We start from the raw sequence: 22,175 nt of genomic DNA, 5'->3' as shown, positions 1-22,175 counted from the left end.
TTTGCAGGAACCCGGCGCGCGATCCTGGCGCCAGGGGGTGGCGCCGGCGCGGTTCCCCGCGCCGGCGCCGTTCGTCAGCCCGCCGTCAGCCGCGGAAGAGGCTGAGGAGCGACTGCGGGGCCTGGTTCGCCATGCCGAGGGACTGGGTGCCGAGCTGCTGGCGGATTTGCAGCGCCTGGAGGCGGGCGCTCTCCTTCGCGAGGTCGGCGTCCACCAGGGCGCCGATGCCGGAGTCCAGGCTGTCGATCTTCTCCTTGTTGTAGGAGATCTGGCTGTCCAGGTACTTGCTGTCGTTGCCAAAGGTGTTCAGCGCGGTGTTGATGGAGGCCATCTTCGTCGCGAAGTCACCCGAGGAACCCAGCGCCGCCTGCGCCGCCGCCGCCGAGGTCGGAACCGTCGCCACGATCAGGTTGGTGGAACCGTCCACCGCGCTGAGCGTGTAGGTCGTGCCGGTCTCGTTGCGCGTGGTGGCGATGTTGCCGCCGCCGGACGCGGTGGCCGTGCTGAGCAGCGTGCGGCCATTGTAGACGGCGTCCGACACGAAGTTCTGCATCTGCGTCCGGAGGGACGAGTACTGCGTCTGGTACTGCGTCCGCTGGTCGGTCGAGAGGGTCTCGTCCGCGAGCTTCACCAGCACCGTCTTCATGTCGGCCATGGCGGTGGAGACCTTCGTCAGTCCCGCCATCGTCGTGTCCAGCACGCCCTTGGTGCCGCCCATCTGCTCGTTGGCGGAGGTCAGGCCGGCGATGTCGGCGCGCACCGACTGCGCCACCGCGAAGGCGGCGCCGTCGTCCTTCGCATCAGCCACGCGGTAGCCCGTGGAGACGCGCTTCTGCGTCACCGCCAGGGCGTCGTTGGTCTTGTTCAGGGACGCCAGCGCGATCATCGCGCCGGTGTTCGTGTTCACGGAGTTCAGGGCCATGATGCGCCCCTTTCCTGAGAGAGGGAGGACCGGTTGTTCGGTGCTCCCGTTGCTGTCCGCGTCTTGCGGTGTGGGGTCATTCTGGCCCCGTCCGGTTAAGGCTGGCTGAACACAGCGCCGCTTTCCGTGAAGATGCGGCGGAATTCCACCCGCCGGTGCTAGCGCAGGAAGCTCGTCAGCGACAGGCTCGCCATCATGGACAATGCCTTCCAGGACGCCTGGAGGCGGGTCTGGGTGTCCTGCAGCGCGGTCAGGGTTTCGGCGAGGTCCACCTCCTCCACGCCTGCGAGCTGGGTGCCGAGGGTGGTCTGCAGGTCGGCGTGCCGCGACCTCGCGGATTCGAGGCGCTTCTCGGCGAGGCCGAGCGAGCCCTCCTCCTCCGCCAGAGCATCCGCCGCGGAGCGGAAGCCGGCGCGCACGCCGGTCATCATCGCGTCGAAATCGTCGCCGGCGCTCGCCGCCGCCTGCGGCGTGAGGCTCGCGAGGGTCATGAGGCCGCGCAGGATGTCGCGCGCCCAGGAACCAGTCGTCTCCCCGCCGGAAGTCGCATCCGCGTTGCGGTTAGCGAAGACGCCGGTGCGGATCGCCTCCCCGTCGCCAGCCAGCGTCGCGCGGCGCGGCTCGGTCAGGCCGCGCGCGGGATCGGAAAGGTAGGCGGAGAAGGGCGTGGTGCCGGCCGTATCGCTCCCGGCCGCGGCCTTCGTGGCCGCGAGGACGGAAGCAGCGTTCCCGCCCCCGAGGGAGGCGACGGCCGCCGCGATGTCCTGCGCCATGCCGCCGGACATGATGCCGTCCGCATCGGGGATGGGCGGGTTGCCCGTGTCGGTGCCAGAGAAGAGGTACTCGCCCGCGTGGGTCTCGTTCAGCAGGCCGGCGACCTCCCGCGCGGCCTGGGCGGCGCCAGCCGCGACGGTGGTGATGCGCGCGTTGTCCGTGCGGTTGATCTTCTGCGCCTCGCCGAGGAAGCTCTCCACGATCGCCGAGAGGCGGGACATCGTGTCCTGCGTCGCCGCCGTGCGGCCGAGCGCGCGGTCGATCGCCGTGCCATGCGCCTCCCGCCGGCCGATCTCGGCCCGCAGGTCGATCGCGCGGCGGGCGTCCGGCGCGATGTCGCCGTAGAGCGCGCCGCGGCGCCCATCCGCCGCCTGGGCCGTCAGCGTCTCCATCCGCGTCTTCACCGCGGTGGAATCCGCGATCAGGCGGGCGAGCGCGCCGCTGCCGACTCCCGTGATGGCCATCAGCCCTTCCTCCTCACCGGACGGCCGCGAGAAGCGCGTCGTACATGCTCTGCACCGCCGACATCAGGCGGGCATTCGCGGCATAGGCGTTCTGCAGGGAGACCATCGAGGCCATCTCCTCGTCCATGTCGACGCCGGACTGGTCGTCGAAGCGCGTCTCCAGCGTGGCGAGAAGGTCCTTCGAGGCCGTGCCGGTCGCCTCGGCGCGGCTGCGTTCCGCGGTCTGCGTGGCGACGAGCTGCGCGGTCATGTCGCCGAGCGTGCGCGGCGAGACGAGGGTCGAGGTGAGGCTTCCATCGGGGCCGAGGCCGGTGGTGACGAAACCGGGCTGGGGGTTCCCCGTCGAGACCTCGCTGCCCAGGGCGAAGTTCAGCGCGCGGTCGAGCAGCGTCGTGAAGCCCGCGGGACCGGCGGCGCCGTTCGGCGTGAAGGCGCTGGCGCCCCCGGCGCTGCCGGCGACGGCATGGGTCCCGTCCCGGACAAGAGAGGGGTCCGAGTCCACCGCCGGGTTCACGCGAATGGCGCCCCCGAAGCCGATGAGGCCGCCGGTGGCATAGGACGCGGTCGGATCGGGCACCGTGCCGGTATCGCCGGTGAAGAGCCGCAGACCCTGCGCATCGAAGCGGGAGGCAAGGTTGGCGGCGGCCACGTCCAGCTCCGCCTGCTGGCGCGGCAGGATGTCGTCGCGCAACTCGGCATAGGCCGAGAGGCGGCCCTTGCCGAGAAGCTTCGTCACGTCCTGCCCGCCCAGCATCACCCCGGGCAGGGAGCCGCCCGCGCCGTGATAGGCCGAGGCGCCGACCGTGCCGCCGGCGAAGGAGAAGGAATCTCCATCCTTCTGCACAGGCAGGGCCACGCCGCCGCTCAGCAGCACGACCCCGCCATCGGCCTGGCGGACGACGTTCAGCTCCAGCTCTTCGGAGAGGGAGGCGATGGCGGAATCCCGCTGATCCTCCAGCGACGCGCTGCTGAGACCCCGGGCGACGAGCGGACGAATCCGCTCCGTGAGCTCGGCAATGCGGCGCAGTCCGGCGTTCAACGCCTCCACGCCCGCGGCCATGCCGTCCTGCGCGCCCTGGCGTGCGGTGCCGATGGCGCGGGAGACCGTGTTGAAGCGGTTTGCGAGATCGTCCGCCGCGTTCACCGCATTTGCCTGGAGCTGGGGCTCCGACGGGTTGTCGCGCAGGGTGACGAAGGCGTCGCCGAGGACGGCGGTCAGGTCGCCGACCGACTCCCCGGCCTCGGGGCGGCCGTGGGCGACCTCCACCGCCTGCAGCAGACGCGCCTTCGCGTCGGCGGCGGCGCCGGTGGCGCGGGCGGCGTTCATGCTCGTCACGAGCGCCATGTCCACGTCGCGCCGCGCCTCCAGGCTGCGGACCCCGCCGAGGATGTTGCCGGCGGCGACCGCCTCGCCGGCAACCTCCTTGCGCGTGTAGCCGGTGGTCCCTGCATTGGCGACGTTCGCCGCGGACTGCGCGAGCTGCCGGTTGACGTGGGTCAGGCCGCTGCGCGCGATGGACAGGGCAAGATCGAGGCTCATGGTCTCCGTGGCTCCCGGCTGTCCATGTTTGCGGGACGAGCGTTAAGGAAAGCTGAGGCGGTCATCGGCGCATGTTGATCGTGTCCTGCAGCAGCTCGTCCGCCGCGGTGACGATCTTCGTGTTGGCGGCATAGGCCCGCTGAGCGACGATGAGCTTCGAGAACTCGGACGCGATGTCGACGTTCGAGCCCTCGAGCGAGCCGGTGACGATCCGGCCGGAGCCATTGCCGCCGACATCGTTCACCCGCGCCTCGCCGCTCTCGGGCGTGCGGGTGAACGCCTGGCCGTCGAGGCGCTGGAGGCGGTCCGGATCGGCGAAGGCGACGATGGGCACACGGCCGATCACGCGCGTCTGGCCGTTGTCGTAGTTCACGGTCAGGTCGCCGTTCTCGGACAGGGCGGCGCCGGAGAAGCTGCCGAGCGGAACGCCGTTCTGGGAGAGATCGCGCACCGCGTATTGCTGGCCGGAGTACTGGGTCAGACCGCGCGCCTGGTTGAAGGCACCGAGGTCGAGGGTGACGGTCTGCGGGCCCTGGCCGAAATCGGCGTTGAAGGTGACCCGCGCCGGATCGCCGCTGCCGGCCGCGCTGCCGACCAGGGTGCCGGTGGCGGCCCCGAAGGAGCCGATCGTGCCGTCCGCGGCCGCCGGGGTCGCGGCGTCGCCGAAGTTCACCACGATGGTGCCGCGCGCGGCGGCGTTCACGTCGTCCGCCGCGCCGATCGAGAGCTGCCAGGAGTTGTTGCCGACATTCGTCCAGTTGAGGTCGAGCGAGTGCAGGCGGCCGAGCGTGTCGTAGACCTGCGCCTGGGCGCCGACCGGGGTGGTGGTGGCATCCGCGGGCAGGTTGGCCGCGAGCGTCACCGTGCTGGTGGCGATCGGATTGAAGACGGACTGGTCCACCCGCAGGGGCTGGATCCGGGTGCGGTCGGGCTCTCCGGCGGCGTTCGCCTGCCATCCCTGCAGCGTGTAGCCCTGCCCGTTCACGAGATAGCCGTTGCGATCCATCTGGAAGTCGCCGGCGCGAGTGTAAACCGGCGATTCCCCGAAGACCGGTTGGCCGTTCACCGTGCCGCGCTGCTGCGCGACGGCGAAGAAGCCGTTCCCCGCAATGGCCATGGCCAGAGGGTTGTCGGATTGCTGGATCGTGCCCTGCACCGTGTTCGTGTAGTCCGGCCGCGCCTGGACCGTGCCGGGCAGGTTCGTGCGCTGGTTCGACTGGGTGACGTAGTGCACGAAGTTCGTGTCGGTGCGCTTGAAGCCGACGGTCTGGCTGTTGGCGACGTTGTCCGCGACGTTGCCCAGCGCCCGGGACTGGGCCGTAAGCCCGCTGATGGCGGTGGTCATCGAGGCATAGAGCGACATGCGGCGGGGGCTCCGTGATGGGCAGGGATCGCGGCGGCCCCGGCGCAACGGCTGTGCCAGGGCACGGGGCGCGCGACGGGGGCGTTGGCTGCCGGGTGAGCGGCACGGATTGCCGGGATGCGGCGGCGGATACCGGGTGAAGACTGCCTGCGGGCTGGCAAGGGGCTTGCGCTGGGACAGGCGCGGCGCCCTCCCCGGGCCGCGCCGGAGATCCGATGGACGCCATCATCAACCCGCCGACGACCGCCCCGGCCCCGCGCGCCAGCGGTGCCGGCACGCCGTCGACGACGGCAGGCGAGTTCGCGCGGCGCCTGGACGGGGCGCGTGTGGCCGAGGCGCCGTCCGGCCCCGCGCAGGCCACCGCCGGCCGCGCTGTGCCGCGAGCGCCCTGCCGGGCTGGGGGGGAGGCCGGCGGGTCTGTCGCGACGGTCGGATCGGCCGGCGCGATGACGAGTGCGGGAACGACCGGCCAGCCCGCGGCGCTGACCGACCTGATCGCCGTCGCGGAGCCCGCATCCGCGGCGGGGACGGAGCAGGTCGAAGGTTCCGCGGCATCGACGATGCTGATGCCGGCTGGAAGCGGCGTGACGTCCCCTGGCCGGATCGAGACGGAAATGGGGACGCTCGCGACTGGTCAGGCCGGGCTTCCGACCGCCGCGCCTCAAGCCGCTCTCGCCCCTGCGGCCGATCCGGCCGCAAGCGCGGAGGAGGCCGCGTCCGGCACGGCGGACGAAGACGTGTTGGAGGTGGCGGGGGATCTGGCGGAGCGCGGCGCGGCGGAGGTGGCGCTTCCGATCCCCGCCCAGGCAAATCCGTTGGTCGAGGGCGGAATCGCGCCGACAACGCCGGCCGCGCCGAACTCCGGCGCGGTGCCGGCGACCGCGGGAACGGGCGCCACCGCGCCGACGCCGGCCGACCATGACGACGCGAACCGTCCGACATCTCGGCCCGGATCGGTCCCGCGGGCGCCGGAGCCCCTGGGAGGGCCTCGGCATACGCCATCCATGACCGGTGCGGGATCGCCGGCCGCGCACACGGCCGCTCCCATCAAGGACGCCGAGCAGGCCGTCGGGTGCGCGCCCCATGGGGCGCCGAGCTCGCCCGGAGCGGCCATCCTCCACGAGCCCGAGGCGGGCCCGACTCTGACGGGCCTCAAGGCCATGGGAGAGGCCGGCACCGGCGAGCCCGCCGGTCCCGGGCTGCGCCTGGGCGAGGTGGTTCCGTCCGCTCCGGCCGAGCGGGTCGGAGGAACTGCCGCCGAAGCGCCGGCCTTGCGGGCGCCCGAAGCCGCCCTGCCGGTCTCGGCGGTGCCGCTCGCGCCGGCGGCGGCCCCACTTCAGGCCCCGCTGCCCGCCGCGCCGCCCGTTCCCGTGCGCGCGGCACCGCGGGCCCCTCCGGCGCAACAAGTGGCGCCGGTCGCCATTGCCCTGTCGCTCGGCGGCGCGGGCGGCGGCCGTCTGGCGCTCCAACTCGATCCGGTCGAGCTCGGGCGCGTCGAGATCGCCGTGGAGAAGATCCGCGAGGCCGCGACCATCCACATCGCGGCCGAGCGGCCGGAAACCCTGGCCCTGCTGGCACGCGACAGCGCGGCGCTGGACCGCGCCCTGGGCGGCGCGGGCGTGGGCGCGGAAGGGGGACGGAGCATGTCCTTCTCACTGCTCTCCGATGGTGGCGGCGGAGCGGCCCAGCACGGCCGGCAGGGCGGCGGGGGACGCAGGCGCGCCTCGGCGGAGCCCATCGCGACGCAACCGGTTCCCGAGCGGCGGGCGCTGCTCGGCCTGCTCGACATGGCACTCTGAGAAAGGATTTCCGCATGGCCATCGCATCCACCGCCGCCGCGGCCGCCGCCGCGGGCACCCGTGCCACCACCGGCTCCGCCGGCAGCCAGACGGCGCTCGTCGGGAATTTCGATACCTTCCTGACGATGCTGACGACGCAGCTGAAGAACCAGTCGCCGACCGATCCGCTGGACACCAACCAGATGACCTCGCAGCTCGTGCAGTTCGCCTCGGTCGAGCAGCAGATCGCGATGAACAAGAACCTGGAGACGATGGTCTCGCTCCAGCAGGCGTCGCAGCTCGCGGCCTCCGCCCCGATGATCGGGCGGCAGGTGGAGGTGGAGGGCGACAGCCTGCCGCTGCAGAACGGCGCCGCCGCGGTGCGCCTGCCGGCGGCCGGGGCTGCCCGCACGGCGCGGGTGGTGGTGACGGACTCCTCCGGCAACACGATCCGGGAGGCACAGGTGAACCTCGGGACCGACCGGACGACCTGGCGCTGGGACGGACGGGACGCGAACGGGCGCCAGATGGCGGACGGCGCCTACCGCGTGGCGGTGACCGGGGCGGATGCGAGCGGCAATGCGGCGACCACCGCCTTCACCGTACTCGGCACGGTGACGGGGGCGGAGCGGAGCGGGACCTCGCTCCAGCTCCGGATGGGCGCGGCGGCCTACGGCTTCGACAAGGTGCGGTCCGTCTCCCCCGGAAGCTGATCCGGAAACCTCGCCTTAGCCTCTCGCGGCAGCCTGACGGGAAGACGACGAGAGGCGATCCGGGGAGAGGATGCCTTCTCTCCCTGGGGCCGCCCTGCCTTTCCATCCTGACGTTCAGCCGATCTTAACGCGCGCCCGGCAAAACCTGCCGGGCCGGCAGGAAGCCGGTCCAAGGAGGTCCGGTGCGCGTCTTCTCCTCGCTGGCCGCAAGAGGCGGCGTGTCTGACGTGACGGCCGCTCCGCCGGAGGAGCGCTGACGATGGGCGGCTTCCTGACCCAGCTGCGGGCGCTCGGCCCGATGCGGCTGGCGGCGATGGGTGGCGTGGCCCTGGCGGTGCTCGGGATGCTCGCTTGGCTCGGGCTGCGCTCCGGGCAGGCGCCGATGGCGTTGCTCTATTCGGAACTCGAGACGCGGGACGCGGGATCAGTGGTGGCGGCGCTCGACCGGCAGCGCGTGCCCTATCGGCTGGCGGCCGGCGGTACGACGATTCTGGTGCCGGAGGAGATGGTGCCGCGCCTGCGCCTGTCTCTGGCGCGGGAAGGACTGCCGGCGGGCGGTAACGTCGGCTGGGAGATCTTCGATCGCGGCGAGAGCCTGACCACCACCCCCTTCCAGCAGGACGTGAACCGGCTGCGCGCGCTGGAGGGCGAGCTGTCGCGCACGATCCGCAACCTCTCGGGCGTGCGCGGGGCGCGGGTGCATCTGGTCCTGCCGCGGCGGGAGGCCTTCTCCCGCCAACAGGCAGAGGCGCAGGCGAGCGTCGTGCTGACGATGCAGGGCGTTCAGCGCCTGGACCGCGAGGGCGTGCAATCGGTGCTCCACCTCGTCGCCACGGCCGTGCCGGGGCTGCGGGCGCAGAACATCTCGATCATCGACAGCCGGGGCGAGCTGTTGGCGCGCGGCGGACAGGCCCTGTCCGGCCCCGCGGCCGCGGCGACGCAGGAGGAGATGCGCCGCGCCGAGGGCCTGCGCCTCGCCCGTGCCGTCGAGGAGATGCTGGAGCGCAGCCTCGGCCCGGGACGCGTGCGGGCCGAGGCGACGGTGGACATGGATTTCGACCGGACCGAGACGCGGGAAGAGCGCTTCGACCCGGAGAACCGGGTGGAGCGGTCCGTCCAGACCTCGCAGGAGCAGACGCGGAGCGGCGAGGCGGGGAACGTCTCGGTCGGGAACCAGCTTCCCGGGGCCGAGCCGGCCGCGGGTGCCGGCGGCAACCAGGAGACCAAGTCCGAGGAGACGACGAACTACGAGATCGGCCGCACCGTGCGGAACACGGTGCGCGAGCACCCGGTGGTGAAGCGCCTTTCCCTGGCCGTGCTGGTGGACGGGGTGATGGACGGCACGCCGCCCGCCTTTCGGGAGCGCACGCCGGAGGAGCTGGCGCGGCTCGCGACGCTGGTGCGCTCGGCGGTCGGGTTCGACGAGCGGCGGGGCGACCGGGTGGAGGTGGTCTCCATGCGCTTCGCGACGCCGGACCACGTCGCGGGCAGCGACGCCCCCTCGGCGCTGGGGTTGTTCGGCCTCGGTCCGGCCGCCCTCGCGCGGCTGGCGGAGACGGGGATCTTCGCCTTCGTCGCCCTGCTGGCCCTGCTGCTGGTGGCCCGGCCCATTACCCGGCGCCTGACCGCGACCGTGACGCCGGACGCCCTGGCGGCGCCGGGCGGCGCGGCGGCGATCGGCGGCGCCGCGGCCGTGGCCGGCCTGCCGGGCGCCACCGCCGCGGGCGCGCTGCCCGGGCCGGACGGCGCCGTGGCCCTGCCCGCCCCGGATGACGAGGCGATGGTGTCCCTCGCCAACATCCAGGGTCCGATGAAGGCGTCCTCGATCGCGCGCATCCACCAGCTCATCGACGCGCATCCCGAGGAGAGCGTGGCGGTGATCCGGCGCTGGCTGGCCCCGGCGGACGCGACATGAGCGAGAGTCTGAGCGGCCCGCAGAAGGCCGCGGTGCTGCTGCTGGCCCTGGGCGAGGACTATGCCACCCGCCTCTTCCGGGAGATGCGGGAGGACGAGATCAGGGATCTCTCCACCGCCATGGCAACGCTCGGGCCGGTCGATTCCCGGGTGGTCGAGGCGCTGTGCCGCGAGTTCGGCGACAGCCTCGGCGGCGCCGGCCTCGTCGGCAACTTCGACGCGACCGAGCGGATGCTGCTGAAGGTCATGACGCCGGACCGGGTAGCCTCGATCATGGAGGAGATCCGCGGCCCGGCTGGGCGGACCATGTGGGACAAGCTCGGCAACGTCTCGGAAGCCGTGCTCGCGAACTACCTGAAGAACGAGTACCCGCAGACCGTCGCGGTGGTGCTGTCCAAGGTGAAGCCGGATCATGCGGCGCGCGTGCTGGCCCTGCTGCCGGAGGGCTTCGCGATGGAGGTCGTCATGCGGATGCTGCGCATGGAGACCGTCCAGAAGGAGGCGTTGGAGGGCGTGGAGCGCACGCTGAAGATGGAGTTCATGAGCAACCTGGCCCGCGCCAACCGGCGCGACAGCCACGAGCTGATGGCCGAGATCTTCAATAATCTGGACCGCGGCGCCGAGGGGCGGATCATGGCGGCCCTGGAGGAGCGCAACCGCGAGAGCGCCGAGCGCATCCGCGGCCTGATGTTCACCTTCGACGATCTGACCCGCCTGGACGGGGCCGGCATCCAGGTGCTGCTGCGCGCGGTCGAGAAGGACAAGCTGGCGCTGGCGCTGAAGGGCGCTTCGGAGTCCCTGAAGGACCTGTTCTTCAAGAACCTGTCCGAGCGCGCGGCGAAGATGCTGAAGGACGATCTCGCGGCGCTGGGCGCCGTGCGGCTGCGCGACGTGGACGAGGCGCAGGCGGCCGTCGTCACCATGGCGAAGGACCTGGCGGCCCAGGGGCAGATCCAACTCTCCGAAGGGCAGGAGCAGATGATTGCCTGACCGCTTCCTCCGCGGCCTGGCGCTGCCGGACTGGGACGCGCCCCAGGCCCCCCCGGCCCCGGCCGAACCCGACCTGCCCACCCTGCTGGAGGAGGCGCGGCGCGAGGGCCACGCCGCCGGCCTGCGGGAGGGCGAGACGCGGGGACGCGCCGCCGAGGCGGCGAGCCGGGAGGCGATGGCCGAGGAATCCGTCCGCATGGCGCTGCTGACCCTCGACGAGGGGCGGGAGATCACGCGGAAGGCGGCGGAGGAGAATGCGCGCGCGTTGGCGCGGCTGGTGATGGGCGCCGTGGACGCCGCGCTGCCGGGGGCGGCCGCGCGCTTCGCGCCGGACCTGCTCGAGCCGCTGGTCGCGGCTCTGGGTCCGCTGGTGGACGCCCCACTGGGCGCGACGCTCCAGGTGCCCCCTGCCCTGTTGGACCATGCCCGCGCCCGCTTCGGTGCCGCCCTGCCGGTGGAGGCTGATCCCGCCCTGCCCGAGGGGGATGCGCGCATCGCCTGGCGGCGCGGCGGGCTCGACCTCGATCTCGGTGCGCGCCGGGCTGCGATCCGGGACGTGCTCGTCTCGCTGAACCTTCTGGATGAGGAATCCTCCGCATGAGCAACGCCTTCGAGCCCGTGCCGGCGCAAGAGGCGGCGGAGAGCCGCGTTGCCACCCCCGCCCCCCAGGGACAGGGGATGGACGCGGTCTACGACATCCCCGTGCAGGTCAGCGCCGTGCTGGGTCGCGCGACGATGCAGGTCAGCCAGCTCCTGAAGCTCGGCCGAGGCGCGGTGGTGGAGCTGGACCGCAAGCTGGGGGAGGCGGTGGACATCTACGTCAATAACCGCCTCGTCGCGCGCGGGGAGGTGGTGATGGTCGAGGACAACCGGCTCGGCGTCACCATGACCGAGATCGTGAAGGCGGACCGCGCGGGATGACTCGGCTCCTCGTCATCGGCAGCCTGGAGGCGGAGCTGGGCCAGGCGGCGCGCATCGCCGCCGCGCGTGGCGCGCGGCTGCGGCAGGCCGACGGCGTCACCGCCGGGCTGGCGGCTGTGCGGGGCGAGGGCTTCGACCTCATCCTCTGCGAGGTCACGCATGACGTGGGCTGGCTGGTGAGTGCGCTGGACGCGGAGCGGATCGCCTGCCCGGTGGTGGCCTGCGGCCGGAACGCGGACGCGGCCTCCGCGGTGCGGGCGATCCAGGCGGGGGCGAAGGAGTTCCTGCCCCTGCCGCCGGACGCCGACCTGATCGCCGCGATGATCCAGGCCGCGACGGGCGAGCCGGACGCGCCGGTGCATCGCGACCCTGCCATGGCCGCCGTGCTGCGCCGGGCCGAGGGCGTGGCGCGGGCCGAGGCGAGCGTCCTCATCACCGGGGAGAGCGGGACGGGCAAGGAGGTGCTGGCGCGGCACATCCATCGGCACTCCCGCCGCGCGGGGGGCCCCTTCGTCGCGCTGAACTGCGCGGCGCTGCCCGAGGCGTTGCTGGAGAGCGAGTTGTTCGGCCACGAGAAGGGCGCTTTCTCCGGCGCCGTGGCCTCGCGGCGCGGCAAGTTCGAGCAGGCGGATGGCGGCACGCTGCTGCTGGACGAGATCGGGGAGATGGACCCCCGCTTGCAGGCGAAGATCCTGCGCGCGCTGCAGGAGCGGGAGATCGACCGGCTGGGCGGGGCGGCGCCGGTGAAGGTGGATGTGCGGATCCTCGCGGCCACGAACCGCGACCTGTCGGCCGAGGTGGCAGCGGGGCGTTTCCGGGAGGACCTGTTCTTCCGGCTGAACGTGGTCGCCATCGCGATCCCCGCGCTGCGGGAGAGGCCGGCGGATATCCTGCCGATCGCAGAGCACTACGCCCGCCGCTACGCCGAGGCGAACGGGATGCCGGTGCGCGGCTTCTCCCCGGTGGCGCGGGCGGCGTTGCTGTCGCATCCCTGGCCCGGCAACGTGCGGGAGCTGGAGAACACGGTGCATCGCGCCGTGCTCCTGGCCGAGGGCGACGAGATCGGGGAGGCGGCGATCGAGCTGCACCGCCCGGCGCCGCGCAGCGCGGCCGCGCCCGCCGTATCCGTCCCAGCGGCCGAAGCAGCGCCCACCGGCCCCGCGCCGGTCCGGACGGGCGGCATCACGGCGCTGGTCGGGCGGAAGATGGAGGATGTGGAGCGGGACCTGATCCTGGAGACGCTGACTCACTGCCTGGGCAACCGAACGCGGGCGGCGGAGATCCTGGGCATCTCCATCCGCACGCTGCGGAACAAGTTGCACGAGTACCGCGCGGCAGGGGCCGAGGTGCCGGTGGCCCCGGGGCAGATGCCGGTGCCGGCCTTCCCCGCCTTCGGGTAGCCCCCGATGAACCTGCCGCCGTGGGTGCAGCGGATCGGCGCCTCCACCGACGTCGCGTTGGCGCTCGGCGTGGGGCTGCTGATCATCGTGCTGGTGGTGCCGCTGCCGGTGGTGCTGCTGGACATGGGTCTGGCGCTGTCGGTCACGCTGTCCGTGCTCGTGCTGATGACGGCACTCTTCCTCCAGCGGCCGCTCGACTTCACCTCCTTTCCGACGATCCTGCTGCTGACGACGCTGCTGCGCCTGGCGCTGAACGTCGCGACCACGCGGACGATCCTGACGCACGGGCATGAGGGGGAAGGCGCGGCGGGCCATGTCGTCTCGGCCTTCGGCGGGTTCCTGATGGGTGGGGACGTGCTGGTGGGGATGATCGTCTTCGCCATCCTCCTCGTCGTGAACTTCATGGTGGTGACGAAGGGCTCGGGCCGCATCGCGGAGGTGGCGGCGCGCTTCTCCCTGGACGCGATGCCCGGCAAGCAGATGGCGATCGATGCCGATCTCTCCGCGGGCATCATCGACGAGAAGGTGGCGAAGCAGCGCCGCGCCGACCTGGAGGCGGAGAGCGGCTTCTACGGTGCCATGGACGGTGCCGCGAAGTTCGTGCGCGGCGACGCCATCGCCGGCCTGATCATCACCTTCATCAACCTGCTCGGCGGCATCGCGATCGGCGTGGGGCGACACGGGCTGCCCTTCGGCGACGCGATCACGAGCTTCTCCGCGCTCACGGTCGGGGACGGGCTGGTATCGCAGATCCCGGCCCTGCTGACCTCCGTGGCGGCGGGTATCGTCGTGACCAAGGGCAACACCGAGGGCACGGCGGACAAGGCGCTGGTCGCACAACTCGGCCTCTCCAAGCCGCTCTGGATCGTCAGCGGCGCGGCCGTGATGATGGGCTTTCTGCCGGGAATGCCGCTGATCCCCTTCGCCCTGCTCGGCGCAGGGCTGGGGGCGGCGGCGTGGAACGGCAAGAAGGCCGAGGCATCAGGCGCGACCGCGGAGGGCACGGCGGCCGCAGCGACGGTTCAGGCCGAGGCGCCGATCTCCGAGACGCTGAAGATCGACATGCTGCGGATCGAGCTCGGCTATGGGCTGCTCTCCCTCGCGGCCGGAGAGGGGCCGCGGCTGACCGAGCAGATCCGCAATCTACGGAAGACCGTGGCGCAGGAAATGGGCTTCGTCCTGCCTTCCGTGCGGTTGCAGGACAACCTTCACCTGCCGCCCGACCACTACGTCATCCGGGTGAAGGAGATCGAGGCGGGGCGCGGGCAGCTCCGGCTGCCACTGCACCTGGCGATCGATCCCTCGGGCAACCGGCCCGACATGCCGGGGGAGCCCTGCGAGGAGCCGACCTTCGGCCTGCCCGCCCTGTGGATCGAGGAGCACCAGCGGGAAGAGGCGCTGGCCCGCGGCTGCACGGTGGTGGACGGGACCGGCGTGCTGGCGACCCACCTGACGGAGCTCGTGCGCGACCACATGCCGGAGCTGCTGAGCCACGCCGAGTGCCAGAAGCTGCTGGACGACCTGCCGCAGGAGCACGCGAAGCTGCTGGCGGACCTCATCCCGGCGCAGATCACCACGGGCGGCGTGCAGCGCGTCCTGGCGACACTGCTGGCCGAGCGCGTCTCGATCCGCGACCTGCCGACCATCCTGGAAGGCATCCAGGAAGGGCTGGCCGGCGGCGTGCGGGGCATGGCCGGGCTGGTCGGCGTGGTGCGGACGCGGCTGGCGCGGCAGATCTCGGACGCGGCGCGGGGGCCGCATGGCTATGTGCCGCTCATCTCGCTCTCGGCGGAGTGGGAGCAGGCCTTCGCGGAGGCGCTGATCGGGCCGGGGGAGGAGCGGCAGCTCGCCATGGCCCCGTCCCGCCTGCAGGAGTTCATGATCCGCGTGCGCGACAGCTTCGACCGGGCGGTCGCGCAGGGGGAGACGCCGGTGCTGGTGTGCAGCCCCGGCGTGCGGGCGCATGTCCGCGCGATCGTGGAGCGGTTCCGCCCCGCCACCGCCGTGCTGTCGCAGACCGAGATTCATCCGCGGGCGCGCATCCGCACGGTCGGCGCGGTGTGACGTTCATCTCCCCGAAACCGGCTTGCCCCTAGGCTCCACCCATGCGCCTGCGAGTCTTCTCCGCGCCGGGAATGGCCGAGGCGATGGCGGAATGCCGTCAGGTCCTCGGGCCTGACGCGCTGATCCTCTCCACCCGCCGCACGGCCAAGGGGGTGGAGGTGACCGCGGCGCTCGATCCGTCCGAGCCGCCCCCTCCGCCCCCCTCCGGGCCGCCGCCAGACTCCGCCCCCTTGCCGCCGCCGCCGATCGTGGCGGCACCGGCCGCGCCCGACCTTCTGTCCCGCCACAACCTGCCGCCAGCGGTCCGGGCGCGGATCGGCGGAGCGCGGGCGTCGCAACTGGCGGCGTCGCTGCGCTTCGGCCCCCTTCCCGATCCGGCGGAACGACCGCTCGCGCTGGTGGGGCCGCCGGGCGCGGGCAAGTCCCTCTCTTGCGCGAAACTCGCGACGGGGCTGGTGATGCGGCGCATCCTGCCGCTGGTCGTGACCGCCGATGTCGGGCGCGCGGGGGCGGCGGAGCAGCTCGCGGCCTTCACCCGCGTGCTGGGGATCGGCCTTGCCGAGACCTCCACGGGCAATCAGCTCGCGCGGACCTTCGCGGACCGCCCCTTCGGCCAGCCGGCGCTGCTGGACACAGGGGGCTGCGATCCCTTCGTGCCCGCGCAGGCCGAGCACCTGCTCGCGGTGCTGCGGGTCTGCGATGCCGTGCCGGTGCTCGTCCTGCCCGCCGGGCTGGACGCGGAGGAGGCGGCGGAGACGGCCCAGGCCTTCGCGGCGCTCGGCGCTCGGCACCTGCTGCCCACGCGTCTCGACGGCGCGCGGCGATTGGGCGGCATCCTCGCCGCTGCCGTCGCCGGGCCGCTGACCCTGACCGAGGCCGGGACGGGCCCTGGGGCGGCGGACGGCCTCACTCCCATCACGCCGGCCTGGCTCGCCGACCGGCTGGCCGGGCGCGCCCCGGCCCGAACCGCACAGGACGCCGCATGATGAGCAGGACGGGGCGGCTGATCGGGATCGCCTCCGGCAAGGGCGGGGTCGGCAAGACCGTGGTGGCCATCGGGCTCGCGCAGGCGCTGGCCCGCGCGGGACGGCGGGTGCTGCTGGCGGATGGCGACCTCGGGCTCGCCAATGTGGACGTGCAGCTCGGCCTGGCCGTCACGCACGACCTGATGGCGGTGCTGGAGGAGAGCGTGACGCTGGAGGCAGCGCTCGTCGCGCATGAATCCGGCCTTCACGTGCTGCCGGGGCGCTCTGGCTCCGGCGCGCTCGCGACGCTGGATGCGAGCTGGATCGGCCGCTTCGCCGGGCTGCTGCGGATGGCCGCCGACCGCTATGACGAGGTGGTGGTGGACATCGGCGCCGGGCTGGACCCCACGCCGCGCCGTCTGGCGGCCGCCTGCGACACGCTGCTGGTGGTCGCCACGGACGAGCCGACGAGCCTCACCGACGCCTATGCCGTGCTGAAGCTGCACCGCCGGGACGCGCCGGATGCCGATGCGCGGATCGTGGTGAACGAGGCGGCGGACATGACCCAGGGGGGCCGCACCCACGCGGCGCTGGACCGCGCCTGCCGGGGGTTCCTGGGGCGCGGGGTGGCGCTGGCGGGGGTGGTGCGTCGCGATCCGCTGGTGCGGGACGCGATCCGGCATCAGGTACCGCTGCTGACGCGCCACCCCGCTTCCCATGCCGCGCAGGACCTGGAGCGGGTGGCGCAGGCGCTGCTGGCAGCCTGACCGCGGCGCCCTCGGCGGGCCGCCTCAGCGCGCGGGCATCTCGACCGCGCGCAGCGTGGCCTCGGCCAACGGGGTGATCGCGGCGGCGGCCGCCTGCACGGCCAGCACGGCGCCGGATCCCGCCGCCACCTCCAGCCGTTCCGCCGCATCGGCCAGGGCCTGCGCGCCCGTGGCGCCCGCCGCGCCGCGGAGGCGGTGGGCCGCCTCGGCGAGGCGCGGCAGGTCGCCCGCCTCCGCGGCGGTCGCGATGGTCAGCACGTCCGCCCGGACCGACGCCGCGAAGGCTTCCAGGAATGCGGCGAGCCGTGCGGGATCGGTGCCGAACAGGGCTTCCGGGCCGCTGCGGTCGAACAGCTGGGCGGGGGCGGCGGGCTCCGCCGGAACGGGTGCGAGGGCGGGGATCCAGGGCTCCAGCGCGCGCGCCAGCGCGTGCAGCGCCACCGGCTTCGACACGAAGGCGTCCATGCCGGCGTCGAAGCAGCGCTCATCCTCGCCGCGCAGCGCGTCCGCGGTGACGGCGATCAGCGCGGTCCGCGGCAGGCCCGACGCGGTCTCCTCCCCCCGGATGGCACGGGCGACGCCGAGCCCATCCAGAACGGGCATGTGGAGGTCCAGCAGCACGATGGGGTGGCGACGCTCCCGCCAGAGGGCGACGGCCTCGGCGCCGTCATTCGCCATGTCCACGGCGAAGCCCAGCAGGTCGAGCTGGCGCTCCAGCACCTCCCGGTTCACCGGGTGGTCGTCGGCCAGAAGCAGCCGGGGCAGCGCGCTCCCTCGCGGAGCGAGGAGGAGGTCCGGCACTGCCGGCCCGGGCGGCGCGACCGGGGCGGCGGCGGGCCGGCGCAGGCGCAGCGTCACGGTGAAGCGGCTGCCGCGGCCGGCGGCGCTCTCCACCGTGACGTCGCCGCCCATCATGCGTGCGAGCCGGCGGACGATCGTCAGGCCGAGCCCCGATCCGCCGTAGCGCCGCGTGGTGGAGCCGTCCGCCTGGGCGAAGGGGCGGAAGAGCCGTGCGGCCTGCTCGGGACTGAGGCCGATGCCCGTGTCCTCGACGACGAGCGCCACGGGGACCTCCTCGCCCTCCGAGGGGCCGAGGTCGGCCAGGACGCGGACATAGCCGCGGTCCGTGAACTTGATGGCGTTGCCGACGAGGTTGGACAGGATCTGCCGCACCCGCACCGGATCTCCCGCCAGGGCGTCCGACCCGTTGGGCGGCGAGTCCACCAGGAGCTGCAGCCCCTTGCGCCGGGCCTGGTGGGCCAGCGCCTCCATCGCGTCGCCCATCAGGGTGCGGAGGGAGAAGGGCACCTCCTCCAGCGCCATCTGCCCCGCCTCGATCTTCGAGAAGTCGAGCACGTCGTCCACGATGCGCAGCAGGGCATCGGCGCTGCCCCGCATGACCGAGAGGCAGCGCGCCTGGTCCGGCGTCAGGCCGCCGCCGCGCTCCAGCACCTCCAGCATGCCGAGCACGCCGTTCATCGGGGTGCGGATCTCGTGGCTCATGGTCGCGAGGAAGGTGGCCTTCGCGCGGCCCGCGGCCTCGGCGGCGTCGCGCGCGGCCTCGGCCTCGTCCCGCGCCCGGGCCAGCTCCGCCTCCCGCGCCTTCAGGCGGGTGATGTCGCGGTAGGAGCAGAGCGTGCCGCCATCCGGCATGGCGATGCGCTGGATCTCGACGTGCCGGCCGGTCGGGGTCTGCCGCTGCACCGGCGGCCCCGGGGCGGGCGCGAGGATCTCGGCGCGCTTCGCGTCCACCAGGGCGCGGAACGTCGCCTCGTCCGCGGGCGGCGGGCCGTAGAGGCCGCGCGCCGCGAGGGTGCGGAGGATCTCCTCGCCGGGCGTGCCGGGGCGGATCAGCTCCCTCGGCAGGTCGTAGAGCCAGCGCAGCCGCTCGTTGGCGAAGCGCAGGCGGAGCTCGCCGTCCCACAGCAGCAGCCCGTCCGACATCGTGCCGAGGACGAGCTCGTGCGTGGCGCGCAGCTCCTGCAGCTCCGCTTCCCGCAGCTTGAGGGAGGTGATGTCGCGGTAGACCGCGATGTGCCCGCCCTCGGCCAGCGGGGCGGCGGTCACCTCCAGCCAGCGGTCACCCGGGGCGCGGCGGATGTAGCGGCTGCCTTCGCGGGCGCGCAGGAGCGCGGCGCGCTCCTGCATCAGGGTCTCAACCCCGGCCTCGTCGGCCGGGGGCGGCCCGAAGTCGCCGCGCCGCGCCTGGAAGCGCATGATCTCCTCAACCGGGGTTCCCGGCACCAGGAGCGCGGCCGGCAGGCTCAGGAGAGGCCCGAGGCGCGGGTTGCCGTAGCGGAAACGGAACGCCGCGTCCCACAACGCCACCGCGTCCTGCATGTGGTCGAGCGCGACCTGATGGGGCGCGGCGGGCAGTGAGCCCTGCCAGCGGGGCCAGTGATCCGCGTCGGACGTCTCGGTCTCGGGCAGCATGGGCCGGGACTATGCCCGAACGGGCGGTCGGGAGGTATCCGTCGGTTGCGGGAAAGGAACAGGATTTCTGCACAGTCCCGACCGCGCGGCGCCCGCCAGAACCCGGGGGAGGGCGCCGCGCGGGCACGAAACGAACGTGACAGGCGGCGCGATCGGGCCAACACCGGCCGGCCGCTATGTCCCCGCCCCATCACAGGAGACGACGATGGGCGTGACGATCTGGTACTCGGTGGGCGCGGGCGGGTTCAACGCGCCCGATGACGCGGTGAAGGTGCAGGGCCTGCTAAACGCCGTGCCCGTGGATCAGGGCGGCCCCCTGGCGCCGCTGGTGGTGGACGGGCTGGTCGGGCCGAAGACCACGGGCGCCATCTACCGCTACCAGAGCACACAGTTCGGCTGGGCGGACGGCCGGGTGGACCCCGGAGGCGCCACGATCGGGCGGCTGGGCGGCGCGGCTCCGGGCGGGGCAGGCAGCGGGTCATCCGGGTCGGGCCGGCCCTCGGGAGGCGGAACCGGCGCGAGCGGCCGTCCGCCGATCCGCCTTCCGCCGCGGACGCCGGCGAACGGCAACACGCCCTCCCCTGGCCCATCCTCCCCGACCCTGCCCGCGCCGCCGCCGGCCGAGGGCGGAACCCGGACGATTCAGGCGGTGGTCGAATCGGTGACCGGCCTCGTCGCCGTCGGCCAGGCGCATGGCGAGTCCGGCAGCGCGCGGGCGGGGATGGCGCTGTACGCCAACGCGACCGTCAACACGCTGAATAAGGGGCAGGCCCGCATCCGCATGACCGGCGGCGGCGTGGTCGACATGCCGCCGAAGACGCTGCTGGTGATCTACGGGCCGGGCCGGACCCGCGTCAGCCGCAATCCGCCCGCGCCGGTCGAGGTGGACGAGCAGGCGGTGAAGGACATGCTGGATATCCTGCGCGGGGGCCGGCGCAACTAGCCGCGGTTCCCGCGAGGACGGCCCGCCCCCTTCCCTTCCCGCTGCGGCTCGGCTCTGCTGCCCTGTGACAGGGGCGGACCGGCCTGCTGCCAGGACATCCGGTCGCGGACCTCCGCGGCGCCCCGCCCGATGGCCGTTTCCAGCGGGAACGGACCGACGCGGCCATGTCCTGCGCCGGCCGGGAACCAGCCGCCCGGAGGGGAAGAGCACCGCATGATCCGCGCCGCCATCATCGGGATGGGAAGCTGGGGACAGCACCTGGTGGACTGCCTGGGGCCGGACAGCCCCGTGATCCGCGTCGTGGCCGGGGCCACCCGCACGCCGGAGAAGGCGTGCGGCTTCGCCGAGCGGCATGGGCTGCGGATGCTGCCCTCCTACGAGGCGGCCCTGGCCGATCCGGAGATCGACGCGGTGGTGCTGGCGACGCCGCACACGCAGCACACGGGGCAGGTCGTGGCGGCAGCGCAGGCGGGCAAGCACGTCTTCACGGAGAAGCCGCTGGGCGTGAGCGCGGCGGAGGCGGAGCGCGCCGCGAGGGCCTGCGCGGAGGCGGGCGTGACGCTCGGCGTCGGCTACAACTGGCGGTTCCAGCCGGCGCTCCAGGCGATCAAGGGGCTGATCGAGGACGGCACGCTGGGCCGCGTGCTGCACATGGAGGGGAATTTCTGCGGCCCCAGCGCCTACCGCTTCCCCGAGGGCCACTGGCGCCACGACCGGAACGAGGGCCCCGCGGGCGGCATGACCGGGCGCGGCGTGCATGTGGTCGATGCCATGATGTACCTCGCCGGGCCTATCGCGCAGGTCACGGCGCAGAGCTTCCGGCTCGTGCAGGATTTCGGCATGGATGACACCACCTCCATGCTGTTCCGCTTCGAGGGCGGGGCGACGGGGTATCTCGGCACGGTCATCGCCACGGCGGAGACCTGGCGCCTGCAGGTCTTCGGCAGCAACGCCTGGGCGGAGGTCGGCGATGTCGAGCATCTGACGACCTGGGACCTGAAGCTCTGCAAGATCGACCGGACCAACGTCACGAAAAAGGGGCGGCCGGAGATCCTGACCTTCCCGAAGACGAGCACGGAGCGCGCGGAGCTGGAGCATTTCGCCAGGGCGGCGATGGCACGGAAGCCGCTTGTCGGTCCCGGCGGCGACCCCGTGCGCAACGTGGCGGTGCTGGAGGCGATCCTGGAATCCGCCCGGGCCGGTGCGCCCGTCCGCCTGTCCTGAGCGCCCGAGCGGAGGATCTGAGGATGAACCGACGCACCTTGATGCTGGGCCTGACCGCGCTTGGCTGCGGCCGCGCCATGGCGCAGACGGCGTCAGATTTCCCGAGCAAGCCGATCCGCGTGGTGGTGCCCTCCACGCCCGGCGGCCCGCCGGACCTCATCCTGCGCGCCATCGGGCCGAAGCTGACCGCCGCACTGGGACAGCCGGTGATCACGGAGAACCGCGCGGGCGGCGGCGGGATCGTCGGGACGGCCTATGTCGCGCGGCAGCCGGCGGACGGGCACACCTGGCTCTTCACCACCGCGTCCCACACGAACATCCCGCCCTTCAACGACAACGTCTCCTACGACCCGGTGCGGGACTTCACGCATGTGACCCTCGCCGCGCAGAATTTCGGGCAGGCGCTGGTGGTGCATCCCGGGGTGCCGGCGACGAACCTTCAGGAGTTGCTCGCGCTCGCGCGGCGGCAGCCGGGGCGGCTGACCTACGCCAACGCCGGCAACGGCACGGCCAGCCACATCCCGGCGGAGCTGATGAAGACGCTGACCGGCACGGACATCTTATCGGTCCCCTATCGCGGCGTGGCGGAGGCGACCACGGACCTGCTGGCCGGGCGCGTGGACATGTTCTTCGTCGGCACGCAGATCGCGCTGCAGCACGTGCAGACCGGCGCGCTGCGCGCCGTCGCCCTGACGGGCCGCCGGCGCTGGAAGGGCATGCCCGACGTTCCGACGATGGAGGAGGCAGGCGTCCCCGGCTTCGAGGTGGTGAACTGGTTCGGCCTCTGGCTCCCCGCCGGGGCGGCGCCGGAGATCGTCCGGCGCATCCACGTGGCCGTCGCGGCAGCGGTGCGCGAGCCGGACGTGATGCAGCAGTTCGATACGCTGGGGCTGGAGGGCGTGGCGATGCCGCCCGACGAGTTCGCGACCTTCGTCGCGGATCAGGCGCGCATCGCGCGGGAGATCGGCCAGCGCGTGAACGCCGGCGCGACGCGGTAGCC

At 73.1% G+C, this 22,175-nt stretch carries 18 protein-coding genes; 13 read left to right on the top strand and 5 right to left on the bottom strand.

What is annotated here, in order from left to right:
* Nucleotides 1-85: 85 nt before the first annotated feature.
* From ACP6CK_RS26125 to flgE, 4 genes are all read right to left on the bottom strand, one after another.
* Nucleotides 86-922 carry a flagellin gene (locus ACP6CK_RS26125; protein ID WP_426956258.1) on the bottom strand — a complete coding sequence of 279 codons (837 nt, stop codon included), beginning with the start codon at nucleotides 920-922 and terminating at the stop codon, nucleotides 86-88.
* A 158-nt stretch (nucleotides 923-1,080) separates the two neighbouring features.
* Nucleotides 1,081-2,160, bottom strand: a complete 1,080-nt coding sequence (locus ACP6CK_RS26120; RefSeq protein WP_426956257.1) for a flagellin — start codon at nucleotides 2,158-2,160, stop codon at nucleotides 1,081-1,083.
* 13 nt (nucleotides 2,161-2,173) lie between these two features.
* Nucleotides 2,174-3,700, bottom strand: a complete 1,527-nt coding sequence (locus ACP6CK_RS26115; protein WP_426956256.1) for a flagellar hook-associated protein FlgK — start codon at nucleotides 3,698-3,700, stop codon at nucleotides 2,174-2,176.
* Nucleotides 3,701-3,761: 61 nt separating this feature from the next.
* Nucleotides 3,762-5,063 carry a flagellar hook protein FlgE gene (gene flgE / locus ACP6CK_RS26110; RefSeq protein ID WP_426956255.1) on the bottom strand — a complete coding sequence of 434 codons (1,302 nt, stop codon included), beginning with the start codon at nucleotides 5,061-5,063 and terminating at the stop codon, nucleotides 3,762-3,764.
* Nucleotides 5,064-5,278: 215 nt separating this feature from the next.
* Here flgE and ACP6CK_RS26105 point away from each other — a divergent pair, with 215 nt between their 5' ends.
* The 10 genes from ACP6CK_RS26105 (at nucleotide 5,279) to ACP6CK_RS26060 (ending at nucleotide 16,575) form a co-directional block, all read left to right on the top strand.
* The gene (locus tag ACP6CK_RS26105; protein ID WP_426956254.1) at nucleotides 5,279-6,862 is read left to right on the top strand and encodes a flagellar hook-length control protein FliK; all 1,584 of its coding nucleotides are present in this window, start codon (nucleotides 5,279-5,281) and stop codon (nucleotides 6,860-6,862) included.
* A 14-nt stretch (nucleotides 6,863-6,876) separates the two neighbouring features.
* Nucleotides 6,877-7,554: a flagellar hook assembly protein FlgD gene (locus ACP6CK_RS26100; protein WP_426956253.1), complete on the top strand. Its 678-nt coding sequence runs from the start codon at nucleotides 6,877-6,879 to the stop codon at nucleotides 7,552-7,554.
* Nucleotides 7,555-7,813: 259 nt separating this feature from the next.
* On the top strand, nucleotides 7,814-9,469 hold the full coding sequence (gene fliF / locus ACP6CK_RS26095) for a flagellar basal-body MS-ring/collar protein FliF (protein ID WP_426956252.1): 1,656 nt from the start codon (nucleotides 7,814-7,816) through the stop codon (nucleotides 9,467-9,469).
* Nucleotides 9,466-10,458, top strand: a complete 993-nt coding sequence (fliG, locus tag ACP6CK_RS26090; RefSeq protein WP_426956251.1) for a flagellar motor switch protein FliG — start codon at nucleotides 9,466-9,468, stop codon at nucleotides 10,456-10,458. Before fliF ends, fliG begins: the two co-directional genes overlap by 4 nt.
* Nucleotides 10,451-11,059 (top strand): hypothetical protein, encoded by a 609-nt coding sequence (locus ACP6CK_RS26085; protein WP_426956250.1) that lies wholly within the window; start codon nucleotides 10,451-10,453, stop codon nucleotides 11,057-11,059. The genes fliG and ACP6CK_RS26085 overlap by 8 nt, the downstream gene beginning before the upstream one ends.
* Nucleotides 11,056-11,379: a flagellar motor switch protein FliN gene (gene fliN, locus ACP6CK_RS26080; protein ID WP_426956249.1), complete on the top strand. Its 324-nt coding sequence runs from the start codon at nucleotides 11,056-11,058 to the stop codon at nucleotides 11,377-11,379. The genes ACP6CK_RS26085 and fliN overlap by 4 nt, the downstream gene beginning before the upstream one ends.
* A complete protein-coding gene (locus ACP6CK_RS26075; RefSeq protein ID WP_426956248.1) occupies nucleotides 11,376-12,779 on the top strand; it encodes a sigma 54-interacting transcriptional regulator in 1,404 nt (467 codons plus the stop codon). The genes fliN and ACP6CK_RS26075 overlap by 4 nt, the downstream gene beginning before the upstream one ends.
* A gap of 6 nt (nucleotides 12,780-12,785) precedes the next feature.
* On the top strand, nucleotides 12,786-14,843 hold the full coding sequence (gene flhA / locus ACP6CK_RS26070) for a flagellar biosynthesis protein FlhA (protein ID WP_426956247.1): 2,058 nt from the start codon (nucleotides 12,786-12,788) through the stop codon (nucleotides 14,841-14,843).
* Between the two features lie 41 nt (nucleotides 14,844-14,884).
* Entirely contained in the window at nucleotides 14,885-15,829 is a 945-nt protein-coding gene (locus ACP6CK_RS26065) for a GTP-binding protein (RefSeq protein ID WP_426956246.1), read from the top strand.
* Nucleotides 15,826-16,575 carry an AAA family ATPase gene (locus tag ACP6CK_RS26060; RefSeq protein WP_426956245.1) on the top strand — a complete coding sequence of 250 codons (750 nt, stop codon included), beginning with the start codon at nucleotides 15,826-15,828 and terminating at the stop codon, nucleotides 16,573-16,575. The genes ACP6CK_RS26065 and ACP6CK_RS26060 overlap by 4 nt, the downstream gene beginning before the upstream one ends.
* Nucleotides 16,576-16,599: 24 nt before the next feature.
* Here the strand turns inward: ACP6CK_RS26060 and ACP6CK_RS26055 are convergent, their stop codons facing one another.
* Nucleotides 16,600-19,008, bottom strand: coding sequence for a PAS-domain containing protein (locus tag ACP6CK_RS26055; RefSeq protein WP_426956244.1), 2,409 nt, complete (start codon nucleotides 19,006-19,008; stop codon nucleotides 16,600-16,602).
* A 205-nt stretch (nucleotides 19,009-19,213) separates the two neighbouring features.
* Here ACP6CK_RS26055 and ACP6CK_RS26050 point away from each other — a divergent pair, with 205 nt between their 5' ends.
* The 3 genes from ACP6CK_RS26050 to ACP6CK_RS26040 all read left to right on the top strand — a co-directional run bounded on the left by ACP6CK_RS26050 (nucleotide 19,214) and on the right by ACP6CK_RS26040 (nucleotide 22,173).
* A complete protein-coding gene (locus tag ACP6CK_RS26050; RefSeq protein ID WP_426956243.1) occupies nucleotides 19,214-19,951 on the top strand; it encodes a hypothetical protein in 738 nt (245 codons plus the stop codon).
* Between the two features lie 213 nt (nucleotides 19,952-20,164).
* The gene (locus ACP6CK_RS26045) at nucleotides 20,165-21,175 is read left to right on the top strand and encodes a Gfo/Idh/MocA family protein (RefSeq protein ID WP_426956242.1); all 1,011 of its coding nucleotides are present in this window, start codon (nucleotides 20,165-20,167) and stop codon (nucleotides 21,173-21,175) included.
* Between the two features lie 23 nt (nucleotides 21,176-21,198).
* On the top strand, nucleotides 21,199-22,173 hold the full coding sequence (locus ACP6CK_RS26040) for a tripartite tricarboxylate transporter substrate binding protein (RefSeq protein WP_426956241.1): 975 nt from the start codon (nucleotides 21,199-21,201) through the stop codon (nucleotides 22,171-22,173).
* Nucleotides 22,174-22,175: the final 2 nt, after the last annotated feature.

Origin of the sequence: Muricoccus radiodurans (assembly GCF_050154705.1) — a bacterium.
GTDB classification, from domain to species: Bacteria; Pseudomonadota; Alphaproteobacteria; order Acetobacterales; family Acetobacteraceae; genus Roseomonas; species Roseomonas radiodurans.
Note: the sequence above shows the minus strand (reverse complement) of the source record. Positions and strands in the feature narration are given on the sequence as shown.